The 23,166-nt window shown below is 75.5% G+C and carries 24 protein-coding genes; 12 read left to right on the top strand and 12 right to left on the bottom strand.

Translation table 11 applies throughout. The annotated features are described in order from the left end of the window. The first annotated feature begins 92 nt into the window (after positions 1-92). Genes FHX36_RS05650 through FHX36_RS05640 form a run of 3 tightly spaced genes read left to right on the top strand, consistent with a single transcriptional unit; the run spans position 93 to position 5,529 of the window. Positions 93-2,669, top strand: coding sequence for a molybdopterin oxidoreductase family protein (locus tag FHX36_RS05650; RefSeq protein WP_258372741.1), 2,577 nt, complete (start codon positions 93-95; stop codon positions 2,667-2,669). Next, complete coding sequence (gene nirB / locus FHX36_RS05645) at positions 2,669-5,209, top strand: nitrite reductase large subunit NirB (RefSeq protein ID WP_220035942.1); 2,541 nt, start codon at positions 2,669-2,671, stop codon at positions 5,207-5,209. The genes FHX36_RS05650 and nirB overlap by 1 nt, the downstream gene beginning before the upstream one ends. Further along, positions 5,206-5,529, top strand: a complete 324-nt coding sequence (locus FHX36_RS05640; RefSeq protein ID WP_110552369.1) for a Rieske (2Fe-2S) protein — start codon at positions 5,206-5,208, stop codon at positions 5,527-5,529. Before nirB ends, FHX36_RS05640 begins: the two co-directional genes overlap by 4 nt. Before the next feature lie 49 nt (positions 5,530-5,578). On the opposite strand, the gene FHX36_RS05635 is transcribed toward FHX36_RS05640, so the two are convergent. Continuing rightward, complete coding sequence (locus tag FHX36_RS05635; protein WP_110552370.1) at positions 5,579-6,010, bottom strand: DUF2000 domain-containing protein; 432 nt, start codon at positions 6,008-6,010, stop codon at positions 5,579-5,581. Between the two features lie 50 nt (positions 6,011-6,060). On the opposite strand from FHX36_RS05635, the gene FHX36_RS05630 reads away from it, so the two are divergent. Continuing rightward, positions 6,061-6,849, top strand: coding sequence for an AraC family transcriptional regulator (locus FHX36_RS05630; protein WP_110552371.1), 789 nt, complete (start codon positions 6,061-6,063; stop codon positions 6,847-6,849). Positions 6,850-6,855: 6 nt separating this feature from the next. Here FHX36_RS05630 and FHX36_RS05625 read toward each other — a convergent pair whose 3' ends face one another. From FHX36_RS05625 to FHX36_RS05600, 7 genes are all read right to left on the bottom strand, one after another. Further along, entirely contained in the window at positions 6,856-7,245 is a 390-nt protein-coding gene (locus FHX36_RS05625; protein ID WP_146251597.1) for a hypothetical protein, read from the bottom strand. Beyond that, positions 7,242-7,658: a hypothetical protein gene (locus FHX36_RS05620; RefSeq protein WP_110552373.1), complete on the bottom strand. Its 417-nt coding sequence runs from the start codon at positions 7,656-7,658 to the stop codon at positions 7,242-7,244. The genes FHX36_RS05625 and FHX36_RS05620 overlap by 4 nt, the downstream gene beginning before the upstream one ends. Then, a complete protein-coding gene (locus FHX36_RS23370; protein ID WP_258372742.1) occupies positions 7,655-7,780 on the bottom strand; it encodes a hypothetical protein in 126 nt (41 codons plus the stop codon). Before FHX36_RS23370 ends, FHX36_RS05620 begins: the two co-directional genes overlap by 4 nt. Further along, positions 7,773-9,212 carry a hypothetical protein gene (locus tag FHX36_RS05615; RefSeq protein ID WP_110552374.1) on the bottom strand — a complete coding sequence of 480 codons (1,440 nt, stop codon included), beginning with the start codon at positions 9,210-9,212 and terminating at the stop codon, positions 7,773-7,775. Before FHX36_RS05615 ends, FHX36_RS23370 begins: the two co-directional genes overlap by 8 nt. After that, positions 9,212-9,718: a SigE family RNA polymerase sigma factor gene (locus FHX36_RS05610; protein WP_110552375.1), complete on the bottom strand. Its 507-nt coding sequence runs from the start codon at positions 9,716-9,718 to the stop codon at positions 9,212-9,214. The genes FHX36_RS05615 and FHX36_RS05610 overlap by 1 nt, the downstream gene beginning before the upstream one ends. Before the next feature lie 98 nt (positions 9,719-9,816). Continuing rightward, positions 9,817-11,634, bottom strand: coding sequence for a hypothetical protein (locus tag FHX36_RS05605; RefSeq protein ID WP_183513576.1), 1,818 nt, complete (start codon positions 11,632-11,634; stop codon positions 9,817-9,819). Positions 11,635-11,683: 49 nt separating this feature from the next. Then, positions 11,684-12,478, bottom strand: coding sequence for a hypothetical protein (locus tag FHX36_RS05600; RefSeq protein WP_110552856.1), 795 nt, complete (start codon positions 12,476-12,478; stop codon positions 11,684-11,686). A 145-nt stretch (positions 12,479-12,623) separates the two neighbouring features. On the opposite strand from FHX36_RS05600, the gene FHX36_RS05595 reads away from it, so the two are divergent. Then, positions 12,624-14,006 (top strand): nitrate/nitrite transporter, encoded by a 1,383-nt coding sequence (locus FHX36_RS05595; RefSeq protein ID WP_110552855.1) that lies wholly within the window; start codon positions 12,624-12,626, stop codon positions 14,004-14,006. 58 nt (positions 14,007-14,064) lie between these two features. Here the strand turns inward: FHX36_RS05595 and FHX36_RS05590 are convergent, their stop codons facing one another. Together FHX36_RS05590 and FHX36_RS05585 are read right to left on the bottom strand one after the other, a co-directional pair. Beyond that, positions 14,065-14,388 carry a DUF6221 family protein gene (locus FHX36_RS05590; protein WP_110552854.1) on the bottom strand — a complete coding sequence of 108 codons (324 nt, stop codon included), beginning with the start codon at positions 14,386-14,388 and terminating at the stop codon, positions 14,065-14,067. A 40-nt stretch (positions 14,389-14,428) separates the two neighbouring features. Next, the gene (locus tag FHX36_RS05585; protein ID WP_110552853.1) at positions 14,429-15,628 is read right to left on the bottom strand and encodes a uroporphyrinogen-III synthase; all 1,200 of its coding nucleotides are present in this window, start codon (positions 15,626-15,628) and stop codon (positions 14,429-14,431) included. Positions 15,629-15,704: 76 nt separating this feature from the next. Here FHX36_RS05585 and FHX36_RS05580 point away from each other — a divergent pair, with 76 nt between their 5' ends. The 5 genes from FHX36_RS05580 (at position 15,705) to FHX36_RS05560 (ending at position 18,713) form a co-directional block, all read left to right on the top strand. After that, entirely contained in the window at positions 15,705-16,199 is a 495-nt protein-coding gene (locus tag FHX36_RS05580; protein WP_110552852.1) for a PH domain-containing protein, read from the top strand. A 307-nt stretch (positions 16,200-16,506) separates the two neighbouring features. Further along, the gene (gene infC, locus FHX36_RS05575; protein ID WP_110552851.1) at positions 16,507-17,109 is read left to right on the top strand and encodes a translation initiation factor IF-3; all 603 of its coding nucleotides are present in this window, start codon (positions 16,507-16,509) and stop codon (positions 17,107-17,109) included. A 76-nt stretch (positions 17,110-17,185) separates the two neighbouring features. Further along, the gene (gene rpmI / locus FHX36_RS05570; protein WP_110552850.1) at positions 17,186-17,380 is read left to right on the top strand and encodes a 50S ribosomal protein L35; all 195 of its coding nucleotides are present in this window, start codon (positions 17,186-17,188) and stop codon (positions 17,378-17,380) included. A 36-nt stretch (positions 17,381-17,416) separates the two neighbouring features. Next, positions 17,417-17,806 (top strand): 50S ribosomal protein L20, encoded by a 390-nt coding sequence (gene rplT / locus FHX36_RS05565; protein ID WP_110552849.1) that lies wholly within the window; start codon positions 17,417-17,419, stop codon positions 17,804-17,806. Positions 17,807-17,915: 109 nt separating this feature from the next. After that, positions 17,916-18,713: a TrmH family RNA methyltransferase gene (locus FHX36_RS05560; RefSeq protein WP_110552857.1), complete on the top strand. Its 798-nt coding sequence runs from the start codon at positions 17,916-17,918 to the stop codon at positions 18,711-18,713. A 76-nt stretch (positions 18,714-18,789) separates the two neighbouring features. On the opposite strand, the gene FHX36_RS05555 is transcribed toward FHX36_RS05560, so the two are convergent. Then, entirely contained in the window at positions 18,790-19,719 is a 930-nt protein-coding gene (locus FHX36_RS05555; RefSeq protein WP_110552848.1) for an AurF N-oxygenase family protein, read from the bottom strand. A 115-nt stretch (positions 19,720-19,834) separates the two neighbouring features. On the opposite strand from FHX36_RS05555, the gene FHX36_RS05550 reads away from it, so the two are divergent. Both FHX36_RS05550 and FHX36_RS05545 read left to right on the top strand, forming a co-directional pair. Then, positions 19,835-20,491, top strand: a complete 657-nt coding sequence (locus FHX36_RS05550) for a TetR/AcrR family transcriptional regulator (RefSeq protein WP_181428824.1) — start codon at positions 19,835-19,837, stop codon at positions 20,489-20,491. Continuing rightward, complete coding sequence (locus FHX36_RS05545) at positions 20,488-20,802, top strand: DUF4873 domain-containing protein (protein WP_110552846.1); 315 nt, start codon at positions 20,488-20,490, stop codon at positions 20,800-20,802. The genes FHX36_RS05550 and FHX36_RS05545 overlap by 4 nt, the downstream gene beginning before the upstream one ends. A gap of 12 nt (positions 20,803-20,814) precedes the next feature. On the opposite strand, the gene FHX36_RS05540 is transcribed toward FHX36_RS05545, so the two are convergent. Then, positions 20,815-23,064, bottom strand: a complete 2,250-nt coding sequence (locus tag FHX36_RS05540; protein WP_183513575.1) for a diguanylate cyclase domain-containing protein — start codon at positions 23,062-23,064, stop codon at positions 20,815-20,817. Positions 23,065-23,166: the final 102 nt, after the last annotated feature.

Genomic DNA, 23,166 nt, shown 5'->3' with positions numbered 1-23,166 from the left:
CACGGACGGCGGACGGCGGGTGTGAGGTCGACGGAACGCGACCTTGACCTGACCGATGCGGCCGGGAAACCGCGCCCCCGGAACCTCAGCCTGTGCCCGCTGCCGTGTCGCTCCCGGACCCGGGCACCAGCACGCGCACCACCGAGACCCACTGCCCGTACTGCTCGCTGCAGTGCGGGGTGACGATGACCGCCGGCGACCGCCCGGCCACCCTGGTGCCGGCCGACTTCCCGACCAACCGCGGCGGCCTGTGCTCCAAGGGCTGGTCGGCGCCGGAGCTGCTGGACCACCCCGAGCGGCTGACCCGCCCGCTGGTGCGCGCCGACCCGGGCGACCGCTCCAGCCCGCTGGTGGAGAGCACCTGGGACGACGCCCTGGACCGCATCGTCACCGCCGTCCGCGCCACCCAGGCCCGCCACGGCCACGACGCGGTCGGCTGCTTCGGCGGTGGCGGGCTGACCAACGAGCAGGCCTACCAGTTCGGCAAGTTCGCCCGGGTCGCGCTGCGCACCAGCGCCATCGACTACAACGGCCGGTTCTGCATGTCCTCGGCGGCCGGCGCGGCGGTCCGGGCCTTCGGCATCGACCGGGGCATGCCGTTCCCGCTGGCCGACATCGGCGCGGCCGACGTCGTCGTGCTGGTCGGCAGCAACCCGGCCGACACCATGCCCCCGGCGATGCAGTACTTCGACGCCGGCCGGGAGCGCGGCGCCGAGCACGTCGTCATCGACCCGCGGCGCACCAACACCGCCAGGCACGCCTCCCTGCACGTCCAGCCGCTGCCCGGCACCGACCTGGCGCTGGCCAACGGGCTGCTGCACATCGCGGTCGCCGAGGGGCTCGTCGACGCCGGGTACGTCGCGGCGCGCACCACCGGCTTCGCCGACGTCCGGGCCGGGGTCGCCGGCTACTGGCCCGACCGGGTCGAGCGGCTCACCGGGGTGCCGGTGGAGCAGCAGCGCCGGATCGTGTTCGCGCTGGCCCGCGGCGAGCGCTCGATCATCCTCACCGCCCGCGGCGCCGAGCAGCACCGCAGCGGCACCGACACCGCCCAGGCGTGGATCAACCTCGCGCTCGCCCTCGGGCTGCCCGGCCGCGAGGGCAGCGGCTGGGCCACCGTCACCGGGCAGGGCAACGGCCAGGGCGGCCGCGAGCACGGGCAGAAGGCCGACCAGCTCCCCGGCTACCGGAAGATCACCGACCCGGCCGCCCGCGCGCACGTCGCCGCGGTCTGGGGCGTCGACCCCGACGACATACCCGGGCCCGGGCGCAGCGCCTTCGAGCTGCTGGACCGGCTCGGCACCGACGGCGGGGTGCGCGCGCTGCTGGTGATGGCTTCCAACGTCGCCGTGTCCGCGCCGGACGCCCGCCGGGTGATCAGCCGGCTCGGCGACCTGGACTTCCTCGCCGTCAGCGACTTCTTCCTCTCCGAGACCGCCGAGCTCGCCGACGTGGTGCTGCCCAGCGCCATGTGGGCGGAGGAGGAGGGGACGATGACCAACCTCGAGGGCCGGGTGATCCGCCGGCGCCGGGCGATGGACCCGCCCGCGGGCGTCCGCGACGACCTGCAGCTGCTCGCCGAGCTGGCCGGCCGGCTCGGCGCCGGCGACAAGTTCAGCGGCGACGCCGAGACGGTGTTCACCGAGCTCGGCCGGGCCAGCGCCGGCGGGGCCGCCGACTACTCCGGCATCACCTACCAGCGCATCGACGCCGAGCAGGGCCTCTTCTGGCCGGTGCCCTCGCTCGACCACCCCGGCACGCCGCGGCTGTTCACCGACCGGTTCGCCACCCCCGACGGCCGCGCCCGGTTCTGGCGGGTGGAGCACGTCGACGCCCACGAGGTGCCCGACGCCGAGTACCCCTACGTGCTCACCACCGGCCGGGTGCTCGGCCAGTACCAGTCGGGCACCCAGACCCGCCGCTCGCGCAGCCTCCAGCTGGTCGCCCCCACCCCGCGGGCGGAGCTGCACCCCGACCTGGCCCGCACGCTCGGCATCGGGCCGGACGACGTGGTCGAGCTGGCCACCCGCCGCGGCCGGGCCCGCTTCCACGCCCTGGTCACCGACGCCGTGCGCCCCGACGTCGTCTTCGCCCCCTTCCACTGGGGCGGCGGCTCCAGCGCCAACGCGCTCACCGACCCCGCGCTCGACCCGACCAGCCGGATGCCGGCCTTCAAGGTCTGCGCGGTCGCCGTCCGGCGGGTCGGCGGGCCCGAGGAGCGCATCCCGCCCCCCGAGCCGGCGCTGCAGCCGCAGCCCCGGCCGCACCAGGCACCCACGGCCCACACCCCGCACACCCCGGCACGGAGGAGGACCACCCGCGTGAAGAGCACCCCGCGCTTCCTGCACGGCGTCTACCCGATCACCGGCGAGGGGCTGGGCAGACCCGGCCCGCTCGACCCCGCGCTGCGCTACCAGGTGCCCGAGGGCCGCACCGCCCAGGCGCTGTACTTCCGCGGCGGCAACTCCACCGGCGAGCTGGTCTACCTGCTGCTGGTGCGCGACGGCGAGCCGATGCGCTGGTTCCCGATCGGCGCGAAGGGCGACTGCCACGTGCCGCTGCGGGTGGTGGAGGACCTCGACGGCGGCACCGTCGTCGAGCTGCACGCCGCGGCGCCGCTGGGCGTCACCGGCGAGGTCGTGGTCGACCTGGGTCTGGTGGAGGTCTGATGACGGCCGTCCTGGGCGGGCGCCCCGAGGGCGTGAGCACGCTGCACTTCGCGATGGACGAGGCCGACGGCATCGACACCCGGCAGAAGCTGGTCGTCGTCGGCAACGGGATGGCCGGCGCCCGGGTGGTCGAGGAGGTGCTCGAGCGGGGCGGCGGCGAGCAGTTCGCGATCACCGTCTTCGGCGAGGAGCCGCACGGCAACTACAACCGGATCATGCTCAGCCACGTGCTGGCCGGCGAGGAGCACGAGGACGACATCGTCCTCAACAGCCACGACTGGTACGCCGACAACGGCGTCGTGCTGCGCGCCGGCGTCCGGGTCGACCGGGTCGACACCCACGCCAAGGTCGTGCACGCCTCCGACGGGACGACGGCCCCCTACGACCAGCTGGTCCTCGCCACCGGCAGCCGCTCGTTCATCCCGCCGATGGCCGGGCTGCACCGCGACGACGAGCAGCTGCTGCCCGGCGTCTTCGGCTTCCGCACCATCGACGACACCCGGGCGCTGCTCGCGGCCGCCGCCGAGCACGAGAAGGCGGTCGTCGTCGGTGGCGGGCTGCTCGGGCTGGAGGCGGCCCGCGCGCTGCAGGGCCACGGGCTGGCCGTCGAGGTCGTCCACGCCGGCACGCACCTGATGAACCAGCAGCTGGACCCCGACGGCGGCGCCATCCTCCGGCAGTCGGTCGAGTCGCTGGGCATCGTCGTCCACCTGGCCACCCGCACCACCGAGGTCATCGGGCCCGACCGGGTGCGCGGCGTCGTGCTGGCCGACGGCCGCGCCCTGGACGCCGACGTGCTCGTCATCGCCGCCGGCATCCGCCCGGTCACCGAGGTCGCGCTGATGAGCGGGCTGGAGGTCGAGCGCGGCATCGTCGTCGACGACCAGCTGCGCACCGACGACCCCGACGTCTACGCGGTGGGCGAGTGCGCCCAGCACCGCGGCGAGCTCTACGGCCTGGTCGCCCCGGTGTGGGAGCAGGCCCGGGTGCTCGCCGACCTGCTCACCGGCGCCGACCCGGACGCGGAGTACCACGGCTCCCGGACGGCGACGAAGCTCAAGGTGGCCGGCGTCGACGTCGCGACCATGGGCGTCAACCGGCCCGAGCGGGACACCGACGAGTTCCTGGTCATCTCCGAGCCGCGGCGCGGGGTGCACCTGAGCGTCGTCGTCCGCGACGACAGGCTGATCGGCGCGACGCTGCTCGGCGACACCCGCAAGGTCGCGTTCCTGACCCAGGCCTTCGACCGCGGCGCCCCGCTCCCGCAGGAGCGGATCAAGCTGCTGGTCGACCTCTCCGACGGCGCGGAGGAGGTGGGCGTCGCCGAGCTGCCCGCCGACTCGCAGGTCTGCAACTGCAACGGCGTCTCCAAGCAGGCCATCTGCGACGCGGTCGCCGGCGGCTGCGGCACCGTCGGCGCGGTCATGGACTCCACCCGGGCCGGCAAGGGCTGCGGGTCGTGCAAGGGCCTGGTCAAGCAGATCGTCGAGTGGGCCGCCGACGGCGACGTCGTCGAGGACCCGACCGCCGGCTGGTACGTGCCGGGCATCCCGATGGCCAAGCCGGCGCTGATGACGGCGATCCGCGAGCAGGGCCTGCTCAGCGTCTCGGCGGTGTTCGCCGCGCTCGCCCCCGGTGGGCAGGAGGACGCGAAGTCGAAGATGGCGCTGACGTCGCTGCTGCGGATGATCTGGGGCGCGGACTTCGTCCAGGAGAACGACGCGAAGTTCATCAACGACCGGGTGCACGCCAACATCCAGCGCGACGGCACCTTCTCCGTCGTCCCGCAGATGAAGGGCGGGGTGACCACCCCGGCGCAGCTGCGGAAGATCGCCGACGTCGCGGAGAAGTACGAGGTGCCGATGGTCAAGGTCACCGGTGGCCAGCGGATCGACCTGCTCGGCATCCGCAAGGAGGACCTGCCCGCCGTGTGGGCCGACCTGGGCATGCCCTCCGGCTACGCCTACGGCAAGAGCTTCCGCACCGTGAAGACCTGCGTGGGCAGCGACTTCTGCCGGTTCGGGCTCGGCGACTCCACCCAGCTGGGCATCGACCTGGAGACCCGCTTCCAGGGCATCGAGAGCCCGGCGAAGATGAAGCTCGCCGTCGTCGGCTGCCCGCGCAACTGCGCCGAGGCCTACGTGAAGGACGTCGGCGTCGTCGCGGTCGGCGGTGGCCGGTGGGAGGTCTACGTCGGCGGCGCCGCCGGGGCCAGCGTCCGCAAGGGCGACCTGCTCGCCACCGTCGACTCCCCGGAGGCGGTCATCGAGCTGACCGGCCGCTTCATGCAGTACTACCGGGAGAACGCCAACTGGCTCGAGCGCACCTACGACTTCGTGCCCAGGGTCGGGCTGGCGACGATCAAGCAGGTGCTGCTGGAGGACTCCGAGGGCATCTGCGCCGACCTCGACGAGGGCATGCAGCGCTCGATCGACGCCTACACCGACCCCTGGGGGCAGGACGGCCGGACGCCGGCCACCCCGGGCCAGTTCCGCCCCGCGCTGCCGCTGGTCGCGCTGCCGGAGGTGCCGGTCCGATGAGCGTCACCGCGCAGACGACGTCCGGGCACGTGGTCGGCCGAGTCGAGGACGTGCCGCCGGGGGAGGGGCGGGCGTTCGTGGCCGGCGACGTCCAGGTGGCGGTGTTCCGGCTGCGCGACGGCTCGCTGCACGCCACCCAGGCCGCCTGCCCGCACGCGGGTGGGCCGCTGGCCGACGGGCAGACCGACGCCGACGTGCTGGTCTGCCCGCTGCACCTGTACGCCTACCGGTGGCGCGACGGCTCCTCGACCAGCGGCAACGCCCCGGTGCAGGTCTACCCGGTCCACGAGGAGGACGGCCACCTCGTCGTCCAGCTGTGAGCCCGGGTCTCGGCGCCGAGACCTGCTCGGGTTCGGCGCCGAAACCTGCTCAGGGGTGCATGCGGGCGCCCTTCACGACCTTGTCGACCGCGTTCTTCGGGCCGTGGACGGCGAGGCCCACCAGGTCCAGGTCGGCGCCGGCGACCGCCTTGACCGCGGCCCGGTTCTGCACGTCGCCGGGGGTGCTGAACAGCTCGGCGGTGAAGACGGCGGGGGTCAGGCTGCGCTCCAGCGCCCGGGTGCGCGCGGTGCGCAGCAGCTCGCCCGGCCCGGCCAGCACGAGCACCGGCTGGCGGATCATCGGCAGGTAACCGGTGCCGTCGGCGTCCTCGTAGGGCTCGCCGACCAGCTCGGGCCCGGTCGCGACGATCCCGCTGACCAGGAACGACGTGACGTTGAGGGCCTGCCACGGTGCGAGGTCCTCGCGCAGCAGGACGGCGATCTTGGTGGCCCAGCGGGGTGCCTCGTCGGGGGTGTCCATGCTGCTCAGCCTGGAGCCCGGCGCCGCGGCGTTCTTGTACGTTCCTGACCGTGAGCGAGGTGGTCGCCTGGCGGCCGGAGGTCCCCGGCCTGACCGAGGTGCTGCACGCCCACTTCACCGACCACGTCTACCCCTCGCACACCCACGGGGCGTGGACGCTGCTGCTGGTCGACGACGGCGCCGTCCGCTACGACCTGGACCGGCACGCGCACGGCGCCACCCGCGGGCTGGTCACCCTGCTGCCGCCAGACGTCCCGCACGACGGCCGGTCGCAGTCACCGGCCGGGTTCCGCAAGCGGGTGCTCTACCTGGCGCCGGCCACGCTCGGCGCCGAGCGGGCCGGCCGGTGCGTCGACCAGCCGGCCTTCGACGACGCCGCGCTGCGCGAGCGGTTGTCGGTGCTGCACGGGGTGCTGCGCGCGGGCGGGGACGCCCTGGAGGCGGAGAGCCGGCTCGGCTTCGTGCTCGAGCGGCTCGGCCAGCACCTGGACCGCGCCGTCGTCGCGGCACCGGACGTGCGGGACGACGCGCTGGCCGACCGGGTGCGGGAGCTGATCGACGCCCGGGTCGCGGAGGGGCTCCCGTTGGCCGAGGCGGCCGCGCTCTTCGGGGTGCACCCCACCCACGTCGTCCGGGCGTTCACCCGGCGGCACGGGCTGCCGCCGCACCGGTACCTCACCGGCCGCCGGATCGACCTGGCCCGCCGGCTGCTGCTGGACGGCATGCCGGTCGCGCAGGTCGCGGCCGTCGCCGGCTTCGCCGACCAACCGCACCTGACCCGGCACTTCCGCCGGATGCTCGCCACGACGCCGGCCGCCTACGCGCGCTCGGCGGCCTGACGCCGCTCAGCCGGGGACGTCGACGGTCGCCACCACCGGACCGCCGCACTCCTCGCTGCCGCCGACCCGCGCCCAGTCCAGCTCGGTCTCCAGCCGGGTCAGCTCCGTGCCGTCGGCAGCGAGCACGGTGACCGCCACCGTGGCCGGGCTGGCGAACACGTCGAACCCGGCGACGCCGTCCACCACCGGCACGGTCAGCTCGGTGCGGTCGTCGCCGGCCAGGCCCGGCACGCAGGCCGGCGCGCACTGCAGGACGGCGGAGTCGGCGGCCGGCCAGCGCTCGAGCTGCACCACCACGTTCGGCAGCACGACCGCCGCGGACGCCGGGCAGACCGTCGCCTCGTCCTCGCAGCCGGCCAGCGCCAGGAGGACGGCGACCGCCACGACCACCCTCACGGCGCGGGCACCGCCACGACCGCCTCCGTCGGCCCACCGCACTCCTCGGTGCCGCCGACCCGCTCGAACCGCAGCGCGGACTCCACCCGGGCCAGCACGGTCCCGTCGGCCGCGCGCACCGTCGCGACCGCTGACCTGGGCTGCTCCCCGAACACCGGCCGGACGAGCGGGTCCGGCGCGGTCCCGAGCTGCACCGGCTCGCCGGTGACCTCGTCGAGCACGGTGAGGGGCTCGCACCCGGGCGTGCACGTCAGCTCGACCACCCCCAGCGGCTGGCCCGACCAGTCCCCGGCCAGCTCGACCCGGACCGTCGAGCCCCAGCCGATCGCCGGGCAGGCGACGTCGCCGTGGCCCCAGGTGAGGACGACCAGCACGGCGGCCAGAGCCGCCCCGAAGGCGAGGAGGCCCTTCACGGCACGGGGTGCGGGGCCGGGCGCAGCGGTGACCGGCGCACGGCGGTGCGCCGGACCCGTGCCTCCTCGGCCAGCTGCCGGGCGGCGATCACCGAGGCGGGCTCGGCCGGGAGCTCAGTCACCGAGGTCGGCCATCGTCAGCGGGCGGGTGCTCTCCAGCACCGTGCCGTCCGCGGCCAGCGTCTCGACGGTCGCCGCGCGCTCGGGGAACGGCACCACGGCCACCCCGTCGACCAGCGGGAACCCGGCCAGCACCGCACCGTCGAGGTCGACGGCCCGGGCCGCCACCGCGGTGGGCGGTGCGACGACGATCAGGCTGCTGACGACGTCGGAGTTCCTGGACATGTCCGTGGCGTCGGAGCGGACGACGACGGTCTGCTCGGCCAGCGGCGTCCCAGCGGGCCGGATCCCGCTCCCGCACCAGGTCCCGCCGGCGCTGCCGTTGCCGAGGTCGAGCCCGAGCGAGCACTGCAGGTACACCGCTCCGGACGGGAGGGTCGCCGCGAGCAGGCTGACGCGGGACGTGCGTTCCACCGGTGAGGGGACGTCCCCGGCCCAGACCATCGAGAACTGCACCTCCTCGGCCAGCAGGCCGAGGCGCTCGAGCAGCTGCTGCGGCTCCCACTCGGCCAGCGAGTCGACCGGTCCTGGTGCCGGCGCGGGGCGCAGCCAGGTGACGGGGACCTGGGGCGCCGACGAGTCGGAACCGGTCCAGCTGGGGCTGGACGTCCAGGACTCGGTGCCCCGGACGACCGTGTAGCGGAGGGACGTCCCCGAGACCGAGCCGGCCGGGAAGACCGCCGTGCCGATCCCGTCCGGCGCCTCGACCGGCACCTGCTCGCGCACCACCGAGCCGTCGGCGGCCACCACCGGGCGCGGCGAGACCGTCATCGCGTCACCCGGCTCGCCGACCACGACCAGCGCCCCGGTGGCGCCGTCGAAGAAGCCGGCCGGCCCGCCGTAGGAGTCGACGCCGCGGGGCACGCTCTGCAGGGTCATGTCGCCGGCTGCGGCGCCCGCCGGGCCGAGGTACCAGGCGATGGCGACGTCGCTCAGCACGCCCGCGTCGGTCTGCAGCGCGGGGTCGTCATCGACCTGGGCGGTGTTCTCCCCGGCGACCAGGGCGAACCGGGCCCCGGCGACGTCGCCGGCGTAGACGACGACCCGGGTGTCCAGCGGCGCGTCCGGGTCGTCGTCGTGGGGCCCGGCCATCGGGTTCTGCCAGGACAGCTGGCGGACACCTTCGACGAAGGCGGTGTCGGCGGCGAGCGAGCCGCGGGTGGGGGTGGTGAGCAGGCCGCCGGCCCAGTCGTCGACGGGTGCGGGCAGCCCGTCGGCCGACGTCGCGGCCGTCGGCTGGGCCGGCCCGCCGGTGAGCGACGGCACGGCGACCACGACGGCGGCCACGGCGGCCACCAGCGCGGTGATGCCGGCGACCTGCCGGCCCTGGCTGCGGTGCCGGGCGACGACGACCTCGGCGAGCGACTCGCGCGGCGGGGGAGCGGTCCGCTCGGCCAGCCGGGTGAGCCGGTGCTGCAGCTCGGTCTCGTCCATCACGATCCCTCCTCCGCGGCGAACACCGGGGCGGCGAGCAGCGTGCGCAGCCGGGTCAGCCCGCGGGCGGTCTGGGTGTTCACGGTGCTCTCCGAGCAGCCCATCAGCTGGGCGGTCTGCAGCTGCGAGAGGTCGGCGTAGAAGCGCAGCACGACCGCGGTGCGCATCCGCGGCGGCAGCGACCGGAGCGCGGCGCGCAGCTCCTCGTCGCCGTCCGGCACGACGGTGGGGTCCACCCGGTCGGGCAGGGCGTCCACCACCTGCTCGGTCGTCCAGAGCCGCCGTCGCCAGCTGGTGTGCGTGGTGACCAGCACCCGGCGCACGTAGCCGGTCGGTTCTCCGGTGCGGGCGATCCGCCCCCAGTGCCGGTAGGTCTTCAGCAGGGCCGTCTGCACCAGGTCCTCCGCATGTCCGCGGTCGCCGGTGAGCAGGACCGCCAGGCGCAGCAGGGCAGGCTGCTCCCGGGACACGAAGTCCTCGAAGCTGCTGCCGTCCCCAGTGCCCACGCCCGCGGGTCCCCTCTCGCCGTCCGTCACCTCTTACACGAGGTGGGACGCCCAGCAGACCCACAGCCCCGGTCACGAACCGGTCACGATCACCCGGCTCAGCCGTCCAGCGGGGTGTCCACCAGCGGGGCCGCCATCGCCGTCCCGCCGTCGGCACCGGTGACCGTCACCATCGCGACCTCGCCCGGTGACCGGACGACCGCGACGCCGTCGGCCATCGGGTGCGCGCTCAGCAGCACCCCGCCGGCGTCGAGCAGCTGCACCGAGGTCGCCGTCGGCGGGGCGAGGACGACGAGGAACCGGCTGATCTCCCGGGTCACCCGGCCGTCGCTGAGGTCGCACTGCACCGCGACGACCCGCTGGTCCAGCGGCTCGCCGGCGGGCAGCACCCCGGTGCCGCACCACGAGCTGCCCGACCGGCCGGACAGGTCGGCGGCGTAGCCGTAGGGAGCGGTGACCACGACGGCGCCCGAGGGCTGGGGGAGGGCGACGACGGTGAGCCGGGTCGGCTGGTCGTTGGGGCCGGGGAGGTCGCCGGCCCACAGGGTGGTGACCTGCGCGGTGGCCGGGGACTGCCCCAGCTGGCCGAGCACCGTGGCGAGCCGGACGGCCACGGCGGAGTCGCCGACCGCCGGTCGCGGTGCCGGCCGCAGCCGGGTGCCCTCGGGCAGCACCGCGCGGTCGGCACCGTCGGGGGTGAGCAACACCGGCGGGGCGACGTCGACCCGGCGACCGTCCCGCTCCACCTCGACCCGGACGGCGCTCTGCGGGGCACCCGGGAGCGGCGTGAGCGCGGCGACGGCCACCCCGTCGGGGGCGGGGACGTCGGTGGTCTCCCGCGCCAGGGAACCGTCGGCCGTCACCTCCGGCCGCTCGGACACCGCCACGGTGTCGCCCGGGGCGCCGACCACGACCAGCGCCCCGGTCGACGGGTCGGCCAGCGACACCGGGAGCGCCGGGTCCGGGTCCAGGGCCACCGACCGCAGCCGGAGCCGCCCGGCCTGGGCCCCCTCCGGGCCGGAGAACCAGGCGGCCGCCCGGTTGGCCCCCTCCCCGGTCACCACGAGCGCCCACCGGCCGCCGGGCACGTCGCCGGCGAACACCACCCGGCGGGTGGCCGGCGGCGAGGTGGTGGCCAGGTCGGTGCCCGACCAGCTCTGCGCGCGCATCTCCCGCAGGAACTCCTCGTCGCCGGCCAACGAGCCGCGCGGGCTCCCGGCGTAGACGTCGGTGACCGGGGCCGGCGGTCCGGGCTGCGGCAGCAGCGGGACCAGGGCGAGCAGGACGGCGACCAGCGCGGCGGCACCCACCAGCCGGTACCGGCGGCGGCGCCGGCCCCGCCGGGCGGCAGCGACCGCCGCGGCGACCTCCGCGGCGGCGGTCGGCGGGAGGGGACGGCCGGCGGCCAGCCGGGCGAGCCGGTCGGCGAGCGGCACGGCCGGCGCCGCGGGACCGGCTGCCGCCCCCGGGGCCCGGAACGCCGCCGTCGCCCGGTCGCGCTCGCGGCGCTGCTCGTCGTCGCCGCGGGCCACGGCCGCGGCGAGCGCGGCGACGGCGTCGTCGTCCCCGGCGGGCGGGCCGTCCACCAGCCGCAGCACGGCGGCCGCCCGGACGCCGGCGGGCAGCGACCGCAGCGCCGCGGCCAGCACCGGGTCCTCGTCGGCCGGGACGACCGGCGCGAGCGTCCCGACCACCTGCTCGGCGGCCCAGCGGGGCCGGTCCCGGGGAGCGGTCAGCGCCCGGCGGGCCGTCGCCGCGTCGTCCAGCGCGCTGGGGGTGGCCAGCGCCGCGGACAGCAGCCGGACGGCGTCGGCCCGGTCGTCGGTGAGCAGCACGGCGAGCGGCCCGAGCCGGGGGAGCAGCCCGGTGACGGCGTCGACCGCCGGGTCGGGACCCGGCTCGTCGTCGCGGCTCATGCCCTGATCCTCCGCTGCCGCCGCAGGTCATGCGGGGCGAGCGGGTCCTTCACGAGGCGGGCGGGAGGTCCAGGTCGGTCAGCGCGGCCTGGACGTCGTCCTCGCGGACGAAGTCCAGCGCCAGCAGCCGGTGCACCAGCACCCCGCGGCGGGTGAGCCGCAGGTCGGCCGGGCGCAGCTCGGGCCGCAGCCCCGGGCGGGCCGGTGCCAGCGGCGGGTCGAGCAGGTCGGCGCGCTGCAGGTCGGCGACGTCCTCGCGGGCGCCCCAGGCCCGCCAGCCCCGCGCCTCCTCCTCCAGCGAGCCCATCGGCAGCGGGGAACGGTCCCGCCGGCCGACCGCGGCCAGGTAGACCAGCTGGCGCCAGCTGCAGGACTCGGCGAGCTGCAGCGCGCGGGAGGCCAGCGCCACGTCGATGTCGGGGGAGACGACGACCTCGGCCAGCAGGTAGCCCAGGTGCCGCACCCGTCGTTCCTCGGTGGTCTGCCGGGCGGCCTGGACGACGTCCTCGACCAGCCGCTCGGCCGCCGACCGGGCGGCGGTGCTGACGCTGAAGAACCCGTCGGTGCGCACGGCGCGGCCCTGGTGGGCGCGGGTGACCGACAGCTCCGCGGCGAAGGCCAGCACCGCACCAGCCCGGGCGCGCTCCCAGGTCAGCGGCAGCTCGGCGGCGGTGGTCGCGGCGTCGCGCAGGCAGGAGGCGAGCCGGTCGTCGAGCCGCAGCGGGCTCGACTCCGGCGCGAACAGCAGGCCGGCGACCGCACGGCTCATCGACCCGGCGACCAGCTCCCCGGTCTCCACCAGGTCCCGGCCGGGCGCGCGCTCGTCGCCGATGGAGTCCCTCACGCCGCGATCATGGCGCGCGCGAGAGCGGAACGCACCTGGCGGGCGGGCCCCCTCACCACAGCGGGGCAGGGGGCGTGAGCACAACGGAACACGAGTTCACCGCCACGGCAACGGCGGGGGAACGCCGGGCCGCCACCGTTCCGGCATGGCCACAGCCACCCAGACCGGCGCCCCCCTCCAGCAGCACGCCCCCGGCCGGCTCGGCGGCCGGTGGATCGACGACTGGCGACCCGAGGACCCCGAGTTCTGGGAGTCCACCGGCAAGGGCGTGGCCCGCCGGAACCTGTTCTTCTCGGTCTTCTCCGAGCACATCGGGTTCTCCATCTGGAGCCTGTGGTCGGTGATGGTGCTCTTCCTGCCCGAGCCCGTCTTCGGCATCGACCCGGCCGGGAAGTTCCTGCTCACCACGCTGCCCACGGCGCTGGGTGCCGTCGTCCGGCTGCCCTACACCTTCGCGGTGGCCAAGTTCGGCGGCCGGAACTGGACGATCATCAGCGCCGCGGCGCTGCTGGTGCCCACGATCGCCACCGCGGTCGTGCTCGAGCCGGGCGTCTCGTACACGACGCTGCTGGTCGTCTCCTGCCTGGCCGGCGTCGGTGGCGGCAACTTCGCCAGCTCGATGACCAACATCAACGCCTTCTACCCGACCCGGCTCAAGGGCTGGGCGCTCGGCCTCAACGCCGGCGGCGGCAACCTGGGCGTCCCGGTGATCCAGCTGATCGGACTGCTGGTGCTGGCGACCGCCGGGGCCGAGCACCCGCGGATCGTGCTCTTCGTCTACCTGCCGTTCATCGTGGTCGCCGCGGTCGGGGCTGCGCTGGTGATGGACAACCTGACGACGGCGCGCAACCAGCCGCGGGCCATGCGGGAGGCCACCCGCGAGGGCCACACCTGGATCATGTCCTTCCTCTACATCGGCACCTTCGGCTCGTTCATCGGCTTCGGGTTCGCCTTCGGCCAGGTGCTGCAGAACCAGTTCGCCGACGACTTCGCCACGCCGCTGGCGGCCGCCCAGCTGACCTGGCTGGGGCCGCTTCTGGGCTCGCTGATCCGGCCGCTCGGTGGCTCGCTGGCCGACCGGTACGGCGGTGCCCGGATCACCTTCTGGAACTTCGTCGCGATGGCGGTCGGCGCGGGCGTCGTCCTCACCGCCAGCCAGGTGGAGTCGCTGCCGCTGTTCCTGGTGGGCTTCGTGCTGCTGTTCGTCCTCAGCGGCATCGGCAACGGCTCGACCTACAAGATGATCCCGGCGATCTTCCGGGCCCGGGCGATGGACGCGGTCGCCGCCGGCACCGACTCCGCGGTCGCGGACAAGCACGCGCTGCGGATGTCCGGGGCGCTGATCGGCATCGCCGGCGCGATCGGCGCCTTCGGCGGGGTGCTGGTGAACCTGGCCTTCCGCCAGTCGTTCCTCTCCACCGGCAGCGGGGACGGCGCGTACGTCGCGTTCATCGCCTTCTACGCCGTCTGCGTCGTGGTCACCTGGGTCGTCTACCTGCGCCCCGGCAACGAGCTCGCCGGCGTCTGACGGCCCCTCTGCAGGGGCCCGCCGCGAGCCTGCGAGCGGTGGGGGGCAGAGGGGTCCCTCATGGGCGCCAGACCTGCTGGTAGTCGGGGTGGTCGGCGTACGGGGTCGCCAGCAGAGCAAGGGTGACCGCGGCCAGCTGGTGGGCGTCCTTGGGCGGCATCGGGAAGTCGGCCAGCCCCTGCGGCCGGGAGCCGAGGAAGCTGAGGTCCGGTGCGGCCGCCTGGCAGGCCAGCACGACCTTCCGCTTGGCCGCGCAGTCGGCGCGGAGTCGCTCGGCGGTGCCCTCCTCGCCCTGCGCGGCGGCGAGGTCGGCGGCGGTGCGCGCGTCCTCGGCCATCCGGGCCAGGAGGAAACCGACCAGGTCCATCACGGGCGGTTCCATGGGTCGAGTCTCCCCTCCCGGACGGCAGTGCGCTCCCGGTCTAGACCGCCAGCCGGTAACCGCGCTTGACCACCGTCTCGACCACCGGGGCGCCCAGCGCGGCGCGCAGCCGGGTGACAGCCATCTCCACGGCGTGCGCGTCGCCGCCGCCGGACAGCTCGGCGAGCAGGTCGGGCCGGGAGACGACGACGCCCGGCCGGCGGGCCAGCGCCCGCAGCACCGCCATCGGCCCCGGCGGCAGCTCGACCAGGCGGCCGTCGAGCACCGCGGCGTGCCCGCGCACCTGCAGCGTGTGCGGACCGGAGGTGAGCACCGGGTGCCGGGCGGGGAGCTCGGCGACGACCGAGCGGGCCAGCGCGCCGAGGCGGGCCCGCTCCGGCTGGACGGTGCGGATGCCCACGGCCTCCAGCGGCCCGGCTGTCACCGGGCCGACGGCCACCGGCAGGACGGCGTCGGCGAAGGCGGCGAGGACCGCGGAGCGCACCCCCTCGTCGGCGGCGACCTGCAGCAGGCTGGCCGCGGCCGGGGCGCTGGTGAAGGTGACGGCGTCCACGCCGCGGGCGGCGATCGCGGTCACCAGCCGGCGCAGCGGGGCGGTGTCCTCCGGCAGCACCCACCGGTAGACCGGCACGGTGAGCACGTCGGCCCCGGCCTGGCGGAGCCCGGACACCAGGTCCGGCAGCGGGTCGCCGTGCAGCTGGACGGCGACCCGCCGGCCCTCGATCGGCCCCTCCGCGCCGGACAGCAGGTGCTGCAGCACCTCCGCGGAGCTCTCCGACCCCGGCGACCACGCGTCGACCAGCCCGGCGCCGCGGATCGCGCCGCGCGCCTTGGGGCCGCGGGCGAGCACCCGGGAGGTCTGCAGGTGCTCGCGCAGCGGGAGGTCCCAGGCCTCGGCGGCCTCGAGCCAGCCGCGGAACCCGACCCCCGTCGTCGCGACCACCAGGTCGACCGGGGCGGCCAGCACCTCCCGGGTCGCGGCGACCAGGTCGGCGTCGTCGGAGAGCGGGACGATCCGGATGGCCGGGGCGTAGACGACCCGGGCGCCGCGGCGGTCGAGCAGGGCGCCGAGCTCCTCGCGCCGGCGGGCGGCGGTCACCGCCACCGTGTAACCGCGCAGCGGCAGCAGCTCCTCGGTGGTCCCCTCCGGGGGCACGCCGGCCGCGGGCTCGGCGGCGGGCTGCGCGGCCGCGCCGTCGGCACGGCCGCCCACGGGACGGTCGAGCGCGCGGTCGGTCACCCCTCCATGGTGCGGCCTCGGTGTTCCAACCGTGTGACGCACACCCCCGCCGGCACCGGCAGTGCACCATGGGAGCGTGCCCGCCGACTCCTCGCCCTCCCCGGTGTCCGCCGTCCCGCGGCGGCTGCGGCTGATCACCGCGCTGGCCGCGGGCGGGCTGGTCGCGGTGATGACCGTCGTCGCCGTGCTGCTGAAGTCCTCGACCACCGGCGTGGTCGCCTTCCACACCGCCGACCAGGTCGCGATGGTCGGGCTGGGCCTGGCCATGGGCGCCGGCGTGCTGATGGTGGGCCGGTCCCGGGTCGACGCGGACGCCGACGGCATCCGGGTGCGCAACGTGGTGATGAACCACGACGTGCCGTGGTCGGCGGTGCGCTCGGTGCGGTTCGACCGGCACTCGCCGTGGGCCACGCTGCTGCTCACCAACGACGACGAGCTGGCCGTCTCCGCGGTGCAGGCGGCCGACGGCGAGCGCGCGCTGCTCGCCGTCCGGGGCCTGCGCGCGCTGCTGGCCGACCACCAGGCCCGGCACGCCGTCCCGCGCGAGGACCTGCTGTACCCCCGGGAATGACGGGAGGGGGGCGGACGCTGTACTCTGAGCGCGCCTCCCCCCGCTACATCGAGGCGCGTGAACCACGGCGGCCCCCGGGCCGCCTACCAAAGAGGAGCCCGCTCCCACCTGGCGCCGTGCAGGCACCCAGGTCCCCGGATCGCGCAGGCCGGTTCTCCGGCGTGCGTGGCCCGCACGAGCACCCCCGCCCCGGGGTGCCCGTCGGCGTCCGGCGAGTGGGCCCCGTGAGCACGAGCTCACGGGGCCTTTTCCCGTCGGCGACCCGGGTGGGACACCGGCTCCTCACCGCAGCAGCAGAGGAGAGGCCATCACCGAGCCCCGCATCAACGACCGCATCCGCGTCCCCGAGGTCCGTCTCGTCGGACCCGAGGGCGAGCAGGTCGGCGTCGTGTCGATCGGCGAGGCGCTGCGCCTGGCCCAGGACAGCGAACTCGACCTGGTCGAGGTCGCGCCCATGGCCCGGCCGCCCGTCGTCAAGCTCATGGACTACGGCAAGTTCAAGTACGAGGCCGCCCAGAAGGCCCGCGAGGCCCGGCGGAACCAGGCGCTCACCGTCATCAAGGAGATGCGGCTGCGCCTGAAGATCGACCCGCACGACTACGAGACCAAGAAGGGCCACGTCGAGCGCTTCCTCAAGGGCGGCGACAAGGTCAAGATCACCGTGATGTTCCGCGGTCGCGAGCAGTCCCGCCCCGAGATGGGCTACAAGCTGCTGCAGCGGCTGGCCGGCGACGTCGCCGACCTCGGGGTGGTGGAGTCCAACCCCAAGCAGGACGGCCGGAACATGGTCATGGTGATCGCCCCGCACCGGAACCAGGCGGCGACGGACGCGGCGCGGCGAACTGCCAAGCAGGAGAAGCAGGCTGCGCACGACGAGCCCGCGACGGCCGAGCAGGCGCCCCCGGCCTAGGCCGGCACCACCCCCGACGCACCCGCGCCGCGCAGCACTGCTGCGCGGCGCCGGGCTGACACGAACAGGACCACAGATGCCGAAGAACAAGACCCACAAGGGCGCTGCCAAGCGCATCCGCGTCACGGGCACCGGGAAGCTGGTGGGTGAGCACCAGAACAACCAGCACAAGTTCGAGGCGAAGTCCTCCTCCCGGAAGCGCCGCATCAGTGGCACCGGAGTCCTCTCCAAGGCCGACACGCCGCGGATGAAGAAGCTCCTCGGTCTCTGACCGCCCCTTTCCACACGAGCAGAACGGAGCTTCCACGTGGCACGCGTGAAGCGGGCGGTCAACGCCCAGAAGAAGCGTCGCAGCACCCTCGAGGCGGCCAGCGGTTACCGCGGCCAGCGCTCGCGGCTGTACCGCAAGGCCAAGGAGCAGATCCTCCACTCGGCCACCTACAACTACCGCGACCGCAAGGTCCGCAAGGGTGACTTCCGCAAGCTGTGGATCACCCGGATCAACGCCGCGGCGCGGCAGAACGACATGACCTACAACCGGTTCATGCAGGGCCTCAAGCTGGCCGGCATCGAGCTGGACCGCCGCGTCCTGGCCGAGCTCGCCGTCAACGAGCCCGCCGCCTTCGCCTCGCTGGTCGAGTCGGCTCGCGCCGCCCTGGCCGCGAACCCCGAGGCGACCGGCGCCGCTGCCGCCTGATCCAGGCAGCACACCCGCACACCACCCGACGACGCCGTCGCGGGGAGCCCGCCTCCCCGCGACGGCGTCGTCGTCTGTCCGCACCCACGAGAGGAGCCCCGTGCCCGAGATGCTGACCGAGCGCTCGGCTCGGGTCGCCGCCGCCCGCAAGCTCACCCGCCGCAGCGGCCGGGACGACGCCGGTGCCTTCCTCGCCGAGGGTCGGCAGGCGGTGTCCGAGGCGCTGGCCGAGGCGGAGACCGACCCGGGCGCCGTCCTGGAGGTGTTCGCGACCGAGGCGGCCGCGACGACCCACCGCGAGCTGCTGGCCGCCACCCGGGTGCCGGTGCACCTGCTCACCGACCGGGCCGCCGCGTCGCTGTCGGAGACGGTGACCCCGCAGGGCCTGGTGGCGGTCTGCGCGCTGCGCGACGTCGCCCCGGACACCCTGGTCAGCGACCCGCCGCGGCTGGCCGTTGCGCTGGCCGAGCTCGCCGACCCGGGCAACGCCGGCACCGTCCTGCGCACCGCCGACGCGTGCGGTGCGAGCACCGTCGTGTTCGGCGCCGGCTCCACCGACCCCTACAACGGCAAGGTCGTGCGCAGCAGCGCCGGCAGCCTGTTCCACGTCGACGTCGTCCGCAGCGCACCGCTGGCCGAGCTGGTGCCGCGGGTGCAGGCGGCCGGGACGACCGTGCTCGCCGCCGACGGCGGGGGAGAGGTGGCCCTGGACGAGGCCGCCGACGAGGGGCTGCTCGCGGCACCCGTCCTCTGGCTGTTCGGCAACGAGGCGCGCGGGCTGGACCCGGCGCTGGGCGCGCTGGCCGACGCCCGGGTGCGGATCCCGATGCGCGGCCGGGCGGAGAGCCTCAACCTGTCGGTCGCCGCCTCGATCTGCCTCTACGCCACCCAGCTCGCCCAGCGCTGACCCCGCCCCACCCGGAGATGGCCGTCTTCGGGGCCGTGTGGACCCCGAAGATGGCCGTCTTCGGGGCAGGGGGGCGTCAGAGGAGGCGGGCGCGGTGCCAGAGCTTCTCGGACGGGCCGCCGATCAGGCCGACGCCGCGCAGGTAGCCGACCAGGCCGCTCGCGGACTCCCGGAGCTTGGCCGCGTGGTGGTCGTTGGCCTCAGCCGCGGCGACCGCCCGGTCGACGTCCAGCCCGGCGGCCGCGTAGACCGAGGGCTGCACCAGGTTGTCGGCGATGATCGAGGCGACCACCGCCACGACCGTGCGCTGCTTGCGCAGCTGCCAGCGGGACAGCTGCGGGGTGCGCCGGGTGATCTCCTCGCGGGCGAAGCGCATGTGCCGCGCCTCCTCGACGACGTGGATCTGGCTGGTCGCCCGGGTCAGCGGCTGCACCCGCTCGTCCTTCATCAGGTCACGCTGGAAGATGTCCAGGATCTCCTCGGCCACCAGGATCGCGGCGTACGCGGCCGGCCCGTTGCCCTTGGCGGCGAACGCCCGGCCCAGCGCCAGCACCTTCGCCGACGGCTGGTAGGACGGCGCCCCGAACTTCTCCGCCGTCCGGGCGAACATCACCGAGTGCCGGCACTCGTCGGCGATCTCGGTCAGCGCCCACTGGAAGTGCGGCTGGGCCGGGTCGTCGCCGTAGACGTCGCGGAGCACCAGCTGCATGAGCAGCACCTCGAACCAGATGCCGACGCCGGAGATCGAGCAGTACTCGTGCACCGTCAGGGTGACCCGCTGCTCGTGGGTCATCTCCTCCCACAGCGGCGTGCCGTACAGCGAGGACCACTCCGGCGACAGCCCGTAGAGGTCGGCCGGGACGTCGGCGGCCCAGTCGATGTCGACCACCGGGTCGTAGGACCGCTTCGCCGCGGACCGCAGCAGCCGGGTGGACATCTCCTGCCGGTCGACCGGGGCCTTGGACGGCGGGCGGCTGGCGGTCTCGTCGGTGAGCGTCGCGGCCATCGGTGGGTCTCCCTCGTCGGAGGTCGGTGGTGCCTGCTGGACGGCGGTGCAGTAGGCGTGTCGAAAAGTAACTGTTATCGTCCGACACATGCAAGAGGTCGGCTATCTTCGGCGCATGCAGGAGGCCGTCAGCACGCCACCGCGCCCACCGGGTGACGGCCGCAGCTCCCGCTGGACCGAGCACCGGCGCGCCCGGCGCGAGGAGTTCGTCGCGGCAGGGGTCGAGGCCGTGCGGCTGGCCGGGCCGGAGTTCGCCGTCGAGGACGTCGCCCGGTCCGCCGGGGTGTCGAAGACGGTCATCTACCGGTACTTCGCCGACAAGGAGGAGCTGGTCGACGCCGTCCTGGAGCAGGTGGCCACCGCCGTCCTGCTGCCCCGGCTGCTCGGCGAGCTCGCGATCGAGCGGGCCGACGACCTGGAGCGGCTGCGCTCGGTCATCGGCGCGTTCGTCCAGTTCGTGGAGGACGAGCCGGCGCTCTACGGCTTCGCCTACGCCCACGCCGGGCGCTCCGGCCGGCCCGACGCGGTGGCCGGCACCGAGCTCGCCGTGGCCGAGGCGCTCGCCGGGCTGATGCGCGACCGGCTGGCCGCCGTCGGCCGGCCCACCGAGGGCGCCGCCACCTGGGCGTACGGGGTCGTCGGCATGGTCCAGCTCGCCGCGCACTGGTGGTCCGGCGCGCGCACCGTCCCGGCCGCCGCGCTGGTCGACCAGCTCACCGCGCTGGCCTGGGGCGGGTTGTCCACCCTGCTGCCCTACGGGAGCCCCCGATGAGCGAGCCGACGACGGCCGGGCCCGACGAGCCGGAGGGCCACCAGGGCCCGGTGGTGCTGGTGCTGCCCGACGGCGCCGAGCAGGCCGCCCGGGCGCACCTGGTCGCCCGGTTCGACCCGCTCGCCGGCACCACGGTGTGGGTCGGCCGGGTCGACCGCCGGCTGCCGGTGCGCACCGTCGTCGTGGTCCGCACCCCGAACGGCGAGGGGCGGGCCGAGACCACCGAGCACGACGTCTGGGGCAACACCCGGGTCCGCGGGCTGGACCGCCCGCCCTTCCCGGTGGAGCTGCTGGACGCCACCGGCCACTGAGCCGGCGGCCGGTCAGACCGCGGTCGGGTGCTTCCGGGCGTACATCCGCGCGTCGGCCCGGTGCAGCAGCTGCCCGAACTCCGCGCCGTCGTCGGGGTGCACGCTGACCCCGACGCTGGCCCGCACCTGCACCGTCCGCGCGCCGAGCACGACCGGCTCGGTGAGCACGGCGTGCAGCTGGTCCGCAACCCGCCCCGCCTCCGCCTCGGCCGTCGCCGGGTCGAGGCCGAGCAGGCCGACGAGGAACTCGTCGCCGCCGAGCCGGGCCAGCAGGTCGCCGCGGCGGAGCCGGCCGCGCAGCCGGTCGGCCACCACCTGCAGCAGCTCGTCGCCGGCCGCGTGGCCGAGCGCGTCGTTGACCGCCTTGAACCCGTCGAGGTCCAGGAACAGCAGCGCCACCGCCGAGCCGTCCAGCCGGGCCTGCCAGAGGGCGGCCTCCATCCGCTCCTCGAACCGGCGCCGGTTGGGCAGCGCGGTGAGCGGGTCGGTGTAGGCGAGCTCCTCGATCTGGGCCAGGTGCCGGCGGGTGCGGTCGCGCTCCTGCAGCAGCTCGCGCTCGGCGGTGACCCGGGCGGTGACGTCGGACTGCACGCCGATGTACTGGACGACGTCCCCGGCGGCGTCCACCACCGGCGCCAGGTGGATCTCGTTCCACCAGGGCTCCCGCTCGGGGCCGCGGTGGTTGAGCAGGGTGGCCCGGAACTCCTTGCCCTCGCGGATCGCCTGGCGCATCCGGTCCACCGTGCCGGGGTCGGTGTCCGGCCCCTGCAGGAAGCGGCAGTTGCGGCCCAGCGCCTCGCCGGGGGTGAGCCCGGCCAGCTGCTCGAAAGCGGCGTTGACGTAGACCAGCGGCTGGTCCGGGGAGGTCATGTCGGCGATCGCCACGCCGCTGGTGGTCGCGGCGAGCGCGCGGTGCAGCAGCACCTCGTCGGGGGTGAGCCCGGTGGGGCGGGCCGTCACCGCGGCCGGGGCCGCGACGTCGCCCGCTGCCACCTCGGGGGCCGGCGGTGCGGGCTCGGCGGCCACCCGGGCGACCAGCGAGACGCCGGCCCGCTCGACGGTCTGCCGGTCGTAGGTGAGCGCGTACTCGTACCGGCGCTGCAGGTCCGGGCCGCCGTCGCCGAGGTCGCGGGCGAGCAGGGCGGCGCTGAAGTGCGGGCTGAGCACGACGACGTCCCACTCGCCGCGCACCGGGTCGTCCTCGGCCAGGTGCGCGCCGCGCACGCCGGGCAGCGGCTCGACCGGCAGGTCGGCACCCAGGGCGCAGACGAAGCCGGTGCGGGCGACCAGGTCGCGGTAGCGCAGCGCGGTGGCGGGCGTGAAGTGCCGGGCCTCCTGGAAGGTCGAGGCGACGACGCAGGTCTCACCCAGCCGCATGGCCTGGCGCTCCAGGTGCTTGCTCAGCTCGATCAGCAGCGCCTTGGGGGCGGTGCGCAGCTGGGTGCCGGCCGGCAGGCAGCTGAAGGGGGAGGCGTCGGCGTCCCCGCCGAGCGCACCGGACGACGGCAGCTCCAGCCGGCCGACCGTGCTGCCGGGCACCGCGCCCGGACCGGGGCGGCCGAAGTGCCAGCCCTGCCCGAGGCTCGCGCCCAGCGCGTGCGCCATCGCCAGGTGGGCCTCGTCCTCGATGCCCTCGGCGAGCACCAGGGCACCGGTCCGCTCGGCGTAGCCGTTGACGGCGTTCATGATCTCCGCGACCGCCGGCCCGGGCCGCTGCTGCACCAGCCGCAGGTCCAGCTTGACCACGTCCGGCCGCAGCAGCGGCATGAAGGCCAGGGACATCGACTCGGCGCCCACGTCGTCCAGGGCGATGCCCCAGCCGACCTCGCGGACCCGCTGCACGGTGCGCAGCAGGTCGGCGGGGCGGGTGGCCAGCGCGCGCTCGGTGATCTCGACGACGACGCGCAGCCCGGCCGGCGCGGCGGTCGCGATCGCCAGCAGCTCGTCCAGCGGCGCGGACTCCAGCACCTCGGGCTCGACGTTGACGAAGACGGTGAGCGGGGGGCCGAGCTCCGCGGCCACGGCGCCGCGCAGGGCGGCGGAGCGGCAGAGCGCGTCCAGCTCGGCGAGCCGGCCGGCGGACCGGGCGGCGGCGAACAGCGTGTCGGGGGTGTACAGCGGGCCCTCCGGCCCGCGGGCGAGCGCCTCGTAGGCGACGACGCGTCCGCTGTCCAGCTCCACGATGGGCTGGTAGACGCTGTGCACGGAGCCGGTGCGGAGCACCTCGTCGATCGACGAGGCCGGTGCTGCGGTCGAGGTCACGTGCGGAGGATCGGCACGTTCCCGGCCCGGCACGCGTGGTCCCGGGCCGGGGGGCACCCGTCCGGTGGAGGCCGCCGGCCGGAACCCACGCGCGGGCCCGGG

The sequence above is a fragment of the Modestobacter versicolor genome (genome assembly GCF_014195485.1).
GTDB lineage: Bacteria > Actinomycetota > Actinomycetes > Mycobacteriales > Geodermatophilaceae > Modestobacter > Modestobacter versicolor.
The sequence above is the reverse complement of the archived record's forward strand: the minus strand, read 5'-3'. Positions and strand labels throughout refer to the sequence as shown.